6 protein-coding genes are annotated in these 5,403 nt (G+C 65.8%); 1 reads left to right on the forward strand and 5 read right to left on the reverse strand.

Annotated elements, in window-relative coordinates:
- Window positions 1–850, reverse strand: an 850-nt coding sequence (locus AX735_RS09880; protein ID WP_156447458.1) for a magnesium transporter MgtE N-terminal domain-containing protein, incomplete at its 3' end; no start/stop codon positions are given.
- Window positions 851–1,028: 178 nt separating this feature from the next.
- Here AX735_RS09880 and AX735_RS09885 point away from each other — a divergent pair.
- Window positions 1,029–1,481, forward strand: coding sequence for a peptidylprolyl isomerase (locus AX735_RS09885; protein ID WP_066279255.1), 453 nt, complete (start codon window positions 1,029–1,031; stop codon window positions 1,479–1,481).
- A 66-nt stretch (window positions 1,482–1,547) separates the two neighbouring features.
- Here AX735_RS09885 and AX735_RS09890 read toward each other — a convergent pair whose 3' ends face one another.
- The 4 genes from AX735_RS09890 to AX735_RS09905 form a co-directional block, all read right to left on the reverse strand.
- A complete protein-coding gene (locus AX735_RS09890; RefSeq protein ID WP_082751026.1) occupies window positions 1,548–2,432 on the reverse strand; it encodes a LysR substrate-binding domain-containing protein in 885 nt (294 codons plus the stop codon).
- A 399-nt stretch (window positions 2,433–2,831) separates the two neighbouring features.
- Window positions 2,832–3,233: a DUF4112 domain-containing protein gene (locus tag AX735_RS09895; protein WP_137775891.1), complete on the reverse strand. Its 402-nt coding sequence runs from the start codon at window positions 3,231–3,233 to the stop codon at window positions 2,832–2,834.
- Window positions 3,234–3,284: 51 nt separating this feature from the next.
- Window positions 3,285–4,748 carry an ABC transporter substrate-binding protein gene (locus AX735_RS09900; protein ID WP_066279260.1) on the reverse strand — a complete coding sequence of 488 codons (1,464 nt, stop codon included), beginning with the start codon at window positions 4,746–4,748 and terminating at the stop codon, window positions 3,285–3,287.
- 17 nt (window positions 4,749–4,765) lie between these two features.
- Window positions 4,766–5,403 (reverse strand): ABC transporter substrate-binding protein (locus AX735_RS09905; protein WP_231750082.1); only part of this gene is annotated, 638 nt, incomplete at its 5' end.

Genomic DNA, 5,403 nt, shown 5'->3' on the forward strand with positions numbered 1-5,403 from the left:
CGCCCGCCTCTTCCTGGACGATGTGGATGATGTCGTCGACGGTGATCTGGCCGACCAGCCGACCAGCGCCATCGACCACGGCGGCGGAGATCAGCGCATATTTCTGGAAGCGCAGCGCGACCTCTTCTTGGTCCATGTCGGTCGGGATCAGCGTCTGGTCGCGCTTCATCACATCGGCAAGCGCGATATGGCGCGGGGTGCGCAGGATCCAGCTCAGCTGGCAGGTGCCGACCGGGCGATGCTGCGGATCGACGATGAAGATTTCCCAGAACTCGGTGGTGAGGTCGCTGTTTTCGCGCAGATAATCGATCAGCTGGCCGACATTCATGTGCTCAGGGACAGCGACCAGATCGCGCTGCATCAGGCGGCCGGCGGATTCCTCGGGGAAGGAGAGCGCATCGACGATCGCGGCGCGATCCGCCGGTTCCAGCTCGGCCAGAACCGCGCGCTGGTCCTCCTCCTCCATCTCCTCGATGATCGCGACGGCATCGTCGGTCTCGAGCTGGCCGGCGAGCTCCGCCACCTGCGCGGCGGGCAGCGCGTCGATCACGTCATCGCGGACATAGTCGTTGAGCTCGGTGAGCACGTCCGCGCCGAGCAGGTCGGTGATCGCGCGGGCGAGGGGGCCGCGATAGTCGCGCTCGACCAGCTCGAAAAGGTCGGCGATATCGGCAGGGTGGAGCGGCTCGACCAGGTCATAGGCCGCCTCGTCATCGCCCGCGTCGAGCGCTTCGCACACCTGGTCGACAAAGCCGGGCAGCAGGCGGTTGTCCTCGTCCAGGCTGGTGCTGGCGTCGGCCGGTTCGGCGAGGTCGGGCTCACGGAGAGGCGCGTCGGTCGGGTCGGTCATGGCCTGCTCCTGTCTGCGGGGTGGATGGGGAACGCGCGGGGACGCCGCAACGTTTCGCGTGTTTGGCGCTTCGCACCTGCAAAAGCAATCCCGATCGGGCGCGTCGGCCAAGGGGTGACATTCGCATGGCGGCCGCTATATCGGCGGCACCCATTTCTCCGGCCGCAAAGGACCTATCATGACCGCCGAAACGCTTACCTTTCACATCCAGGATGGCGGCGACATCGTCATCAAGCTGCGCCCCGACCTGGCGCCCAACCATGTCGCGCGCATCGTCGAACTGGCGAAGGAAGGCTTTTACGACGGCGTGAAGTTCCACCGCGTCATCGCCGGCTTCATGGCGCAGGGCGGCTGCCCCAACGGCACCGGCACTGGCGGTTCGAAGAAGCCCGACCTCAAACAGGAATTCAACGACGAGCCGCATGTCGAGGGCGTGTGCTCTATGGCGCGCACGATGGATCCGAACAGCGCCAACAGCCAGTTCTTCATCTGCCTCGACGATGCGCGCTTCCTCGATCGCCAGTACACCGTCTGGGGCCAGGTGATCGAAGGCATGGAGCATGTCCACGCCCTGCCCAAGGGCGAACCGCCCGCCAAGCCCGGCGTGATCGCCTCGGCGACGGTGGCCTGATCAATTGCTTCTACAAAGCTCCCCTCCCAGCCCAGGGAGGGGAGCAGCTGTGCCCTGGCTGCTTGGTCAGATATTCGCTTCGACCAGCCAGTCGTGGAACAGCCGCACGGCGCGCGTCTCGAGCGCGCGGGGCTTGCAGACGAACCAGTAGCTGTACGGGCTCTCGACACGGACGTCGAACAGCTTGGTGAGGCGTTCATCGCCCGAACGGGTGAGGTGGTCGTCGTGCATGATCGCAATGCCCAGGCCCTGTGCGGCGGCTTCGAGCATCAGCGGGCCGCTGTCGATATGGTCGATCGATTGCGGGTGCAGGTCCGTAAGGCCAAGCGCCTGTTTCCACGCATCGAACGAATGCGCCATCTCGTTGTGCACGAGGATGGTCTGGCGGTTGAGCGTTGCCAGATCGGGGCGCGGGCCGATGCTTTCGACCAGCTCGCGCGAGGCAATGGCGTAGACATAGTTGCGGTCGAGCCGTACCGAATGCAGCGCAGGATCGGGATGTTCGGCCAGGATGATCGCCGCGTCGAGCGTGTCGCCCAGCCGCGCTTCGGCATGGCCCGATGTGTCCACGTCGATATGCAGCATCGGATAGAGCCGCCGCAATTCGCCCAGCCGGGGAACGAGCCGCTGGCTTCCGAACAGCGGCAGCATGCCCAGCCGCAGCCTGAGAACCCGGCTGTCGTCCATATGCGCGGCGACGGCATCGGCCAGCGCGTCGATCGCGGGCGCGACACTCGCATAGAGCGCTTCGCCAGCCTCGTTGAGCTTCAGCTGCTGGTTGTGGCGCTTGAACAGCTTCTTGCCGACGAAATCCTCCAGCCCGCCGATGCGGCGGCTGAGCGCGGAAGGCGAAAGTGCGAGCTCGCTCGCCGCTGCCTTGGCCGAGCCAAGCCGCGCCACGCGCAGAAATGCTTCGAGGGAACGCAGGGGAGGGAGACGTCGCATGGCCATGTGTCGCGCATTATTGCAGTGCAGCGGAAATGTGCAATTGCAAATATGGACGGACTGCGGTTTTACGCGACCTCAGTTGCATCCTTTGCAACTCAAATCAATCTTTTCGCACTTGCACAATAAGGGCTCCTGACCCATATTGATCATGCCTTTCAGGCATCCTCTCCTAAAAACTTTATCGGGTCAGCCTTCGGGCTGGCCCTTTTTTTGTGTCTGGATGGCCTGTGGCCGCAGCCTCTAACCCAGCCGATCGGGCTTGGCAAATCCTTTGATTTCCGGGGGTTTTTTTGCAGTTGCGAAGAGATGGCGCCGCAAAGGATTGCAGTCGCTCTAGGTAAGCGGTGTCATATGCGCTGACCGGCATGTGACGCCCATGGTATCCGAATCACGATTCGCGAATCACAAGGTGATGGTGCGCGTCGCCGGATGGTGCTTGTCGAGATGTTTGCGGATGATCTTCAGGTTGCGCGTGTTCGAACGCCAGAAGAAGTCGAACGCATCGCCCACCAGCGGTACCGCGCCGATCAGGCTGTCGAAACCGACATTGGCCGCCATGCGCGCGAGCTGGAATTTCGACATGCCGAGGTTGCGCGCTTCCCAGACGATGTACAGGCCCATCGCGCCGGTGATCACGTCGCCGAGCACGGGGACGAGGCCGAGCACGAAATCGAGCCCCACCTTGCGATTGACGCCGGGCAGCGTGAAGCTGCGCTCCAGCATCATTTCCAGCATCTCGACGCGCTGGCGGATCGCCTGCGGATCGTTCGACAGCGCGGGCATGGCGGCGCGCAGCTGTTCCATCTGTTCAGGCCGGATCGTCTTCATATGTCACCTCCGCACCCCTTGCGCCTGTTATCTGGGGATGACGACCATGTCCGGCAAGGCGTGCCAGCCATCGGCGGTGATGGCAAAGCCGGGGACATTGCCACGCACCAGCGAATAGCGGATCGGCGTGCCCAGCGGGATGAAGATATTGGCCGAGGTGATCGCGACCTCCGCCTCGGCCATCTTGCTCATGCGCACGGCAGGATCGACCGCCCGCCGGGCCTGGGCGAGCAGCACATCGCCTTCCTCGTTGCACAGCGGGCGCACCGCGCAGGCGAGCTGGTTGAGGAACCAGCCGGGCTGGCGATAATGCGCAACCTCGTCGATTAGCCGCAGATCGGCCGCCGCGTCTGGCGCCACCAGCCGCGCATCGAGCCCGATCGTCTGAAGGTCGCGCCGGATGCGGCCGAACACCAGCCGCGACCCCGGGCCGCGCGGCATGGCGATACGCAGCACCGGCAGCGTTTCATTGGCCTGCCGCCAGCGCACGATGCGCCCGCGCGCCAGATCGCGCCGCGCCTCGATGGTGAGGTCGGTCCAGCGGTCGCCGATCAGCGGCTGATAGCGTTCGAGCCCCAGCGGCACGATCCGTGCGGTCACCTGCCACTGGCCGATGCCCAGCGGCGTCATCAGCGCCTCGCGATCAATCGCCAGCGCAATCGCCTCGCGATTGGCGGGGTCACCCAGAAAACCCTTGCCGTTGACCACGAGCAGCCCGAACAGCCCGATGACCGGATCGGCGCGCACGTCATTGTCGGAAATGCCCGCTGCGCTGAGATAGGGCAGATGCTCGAACCGCCCGCCGAGCACCATCGCGCTCTCGCCCATGGCAAAGCGCGCGATCGCCCTGGCAGCGCGTTCGGTGCGGACCTCGAGCGGGCGAACCATGCGCCGTGGATCCGGCCCCATGGAATCGTCGACACGCTCGGTCAGCAATGTCCAATAGGTCTGGCGATCCGCGGCCAGCGGGCCGGTGCCGCTGCCGTTGCGGCGGATGCCGAGCTCGGGTTGCGCCAGGATGCGCAGCAGCTCGGGCTGGGGCGACAGCAGCCGGATCTCGATGACGCGTCCGGTCATCGAACGGATGTCGCGCACCTCCGCCGTGTCGGCACCCAGCGCGCTCTTCGCCTCGATCTGCAGACGCCGCTTGAGCGCGGCGGCGACATGCTCGGAGGTCACCGGGTCGCCATTCTCCCAGCGCGCGTTGCGCAGCCGGAAGATATAGCTGAGCCCGTCATCGGTCACGATCCAGCGCTCGGCGAGCCCGGGCACGATATTGCCCAGCGCATCAAGCCGGACCAGACCCTGTGAAGTCGCCGCGCGCAGATAGGCCGAGCCGGGCTCCAGCACCGCAGCATCGAGATTGTTGCGGCTGGCCGGATCGATGATCGAGATGCCGAGCGGCGAGCTGTCGGTGCCGCTGCAGGCCGAAAGCGCCAGCGTCGCCGCAGCCATCAGGCCCGAAATGGCCTTTTTCCATGCGCCGGTCATGCCTCGCCTCGCGTCGCTCACTTGCCCCTGGCCGCGATAGCAGGGGCCGGAGCCAGGGACAACGCCGCGCTCGGATGGATGTTGCCGGGATTGTCGATCCAGCCGCGCACGCGCGGGGCGACCAGCGCGCCGCTGCGATAGAACCATAGCGGAATGACCGGCATGGCATCGAGCAACCGCGCCTCGGCGGCGCGCATCGCGGTGACACGGCGCGCAGGGTCGGGCTCGGCCATCGCCCTGTCGAGCAGCGCGTCATAGCCGGGATCGGCAAAGCCCGAATAGTTGACCTCGCCTGCATCCGACCGGTGCACCGCGAGGAAATTCTCGGGTGCGGGAAGGTCGGCGATCCAGCCCGAGCGTGCCATCTGGAAATCGCCGCGCCGCATCGCCGCGAAATGCAGCGCGGGTTCGCTGTTGAGAACGCTCGCCTCGACGCCGAACGGCTTCCACATCGCGGCCAGTGCCACCGCCATGCGGCGATGTTCGGCGGACGAGTTGATGCGGATTTCGAAGCGCAACGGGCGCGAAGGGCTAAAGCCGGCTGCGGCGAGCAGCCGCCTGGCTTCGGCCTGGCGGCGCTGCGGCGGCAGCCGAGCCCAGTCGGGCCGTACGGCCGCGCCGCCCTGCAGCGTGGGCGGGACGATGCCATAGGCGG

It is taken from the genome of Blastomonas sp. CCH1-A6, assembly GCF_001556365.1.
GTDB lineage: Bacteria > Pseudomonadota > Alphaproteobacteria > Sphingomonadales > Sphingomonadaceae > Blastomonas > Blastomonas ursincola.

Excerpts from the sequence above, each read along its gene's own strand:
- AX735_RS09885 (WP_066279255.1), top strand. The coding sequence starts at position 1,029 with ATGACCGCCGAAACGCTTACCTTTCACATCCAGGATGGCGGCGACATC.
- AX735_RS09890 (WP_082751026.1), bottom strand. The coding sequence starts at position 2,432 with ATGGCCATGCGACGTCTCCCTCCCCTGCGTTCCCTCGAAGCATTTCTG.
- AX735_RS09895 (WP_137775891.1), bottom strand. The coding sequence starts at position 3,233 with ATGGAACAGCTGCGCGCCGCCATGCCCGCGCTGTCGAACGATCCGCAG.
- AX735_RS09900 (WP_066279260.1), bottom strand. The coding sequence starts at position 4,748 with ATGACCGGCGCATGGAAAAAGGCCATTTCGGGCCTGATGGCTGCGGCG.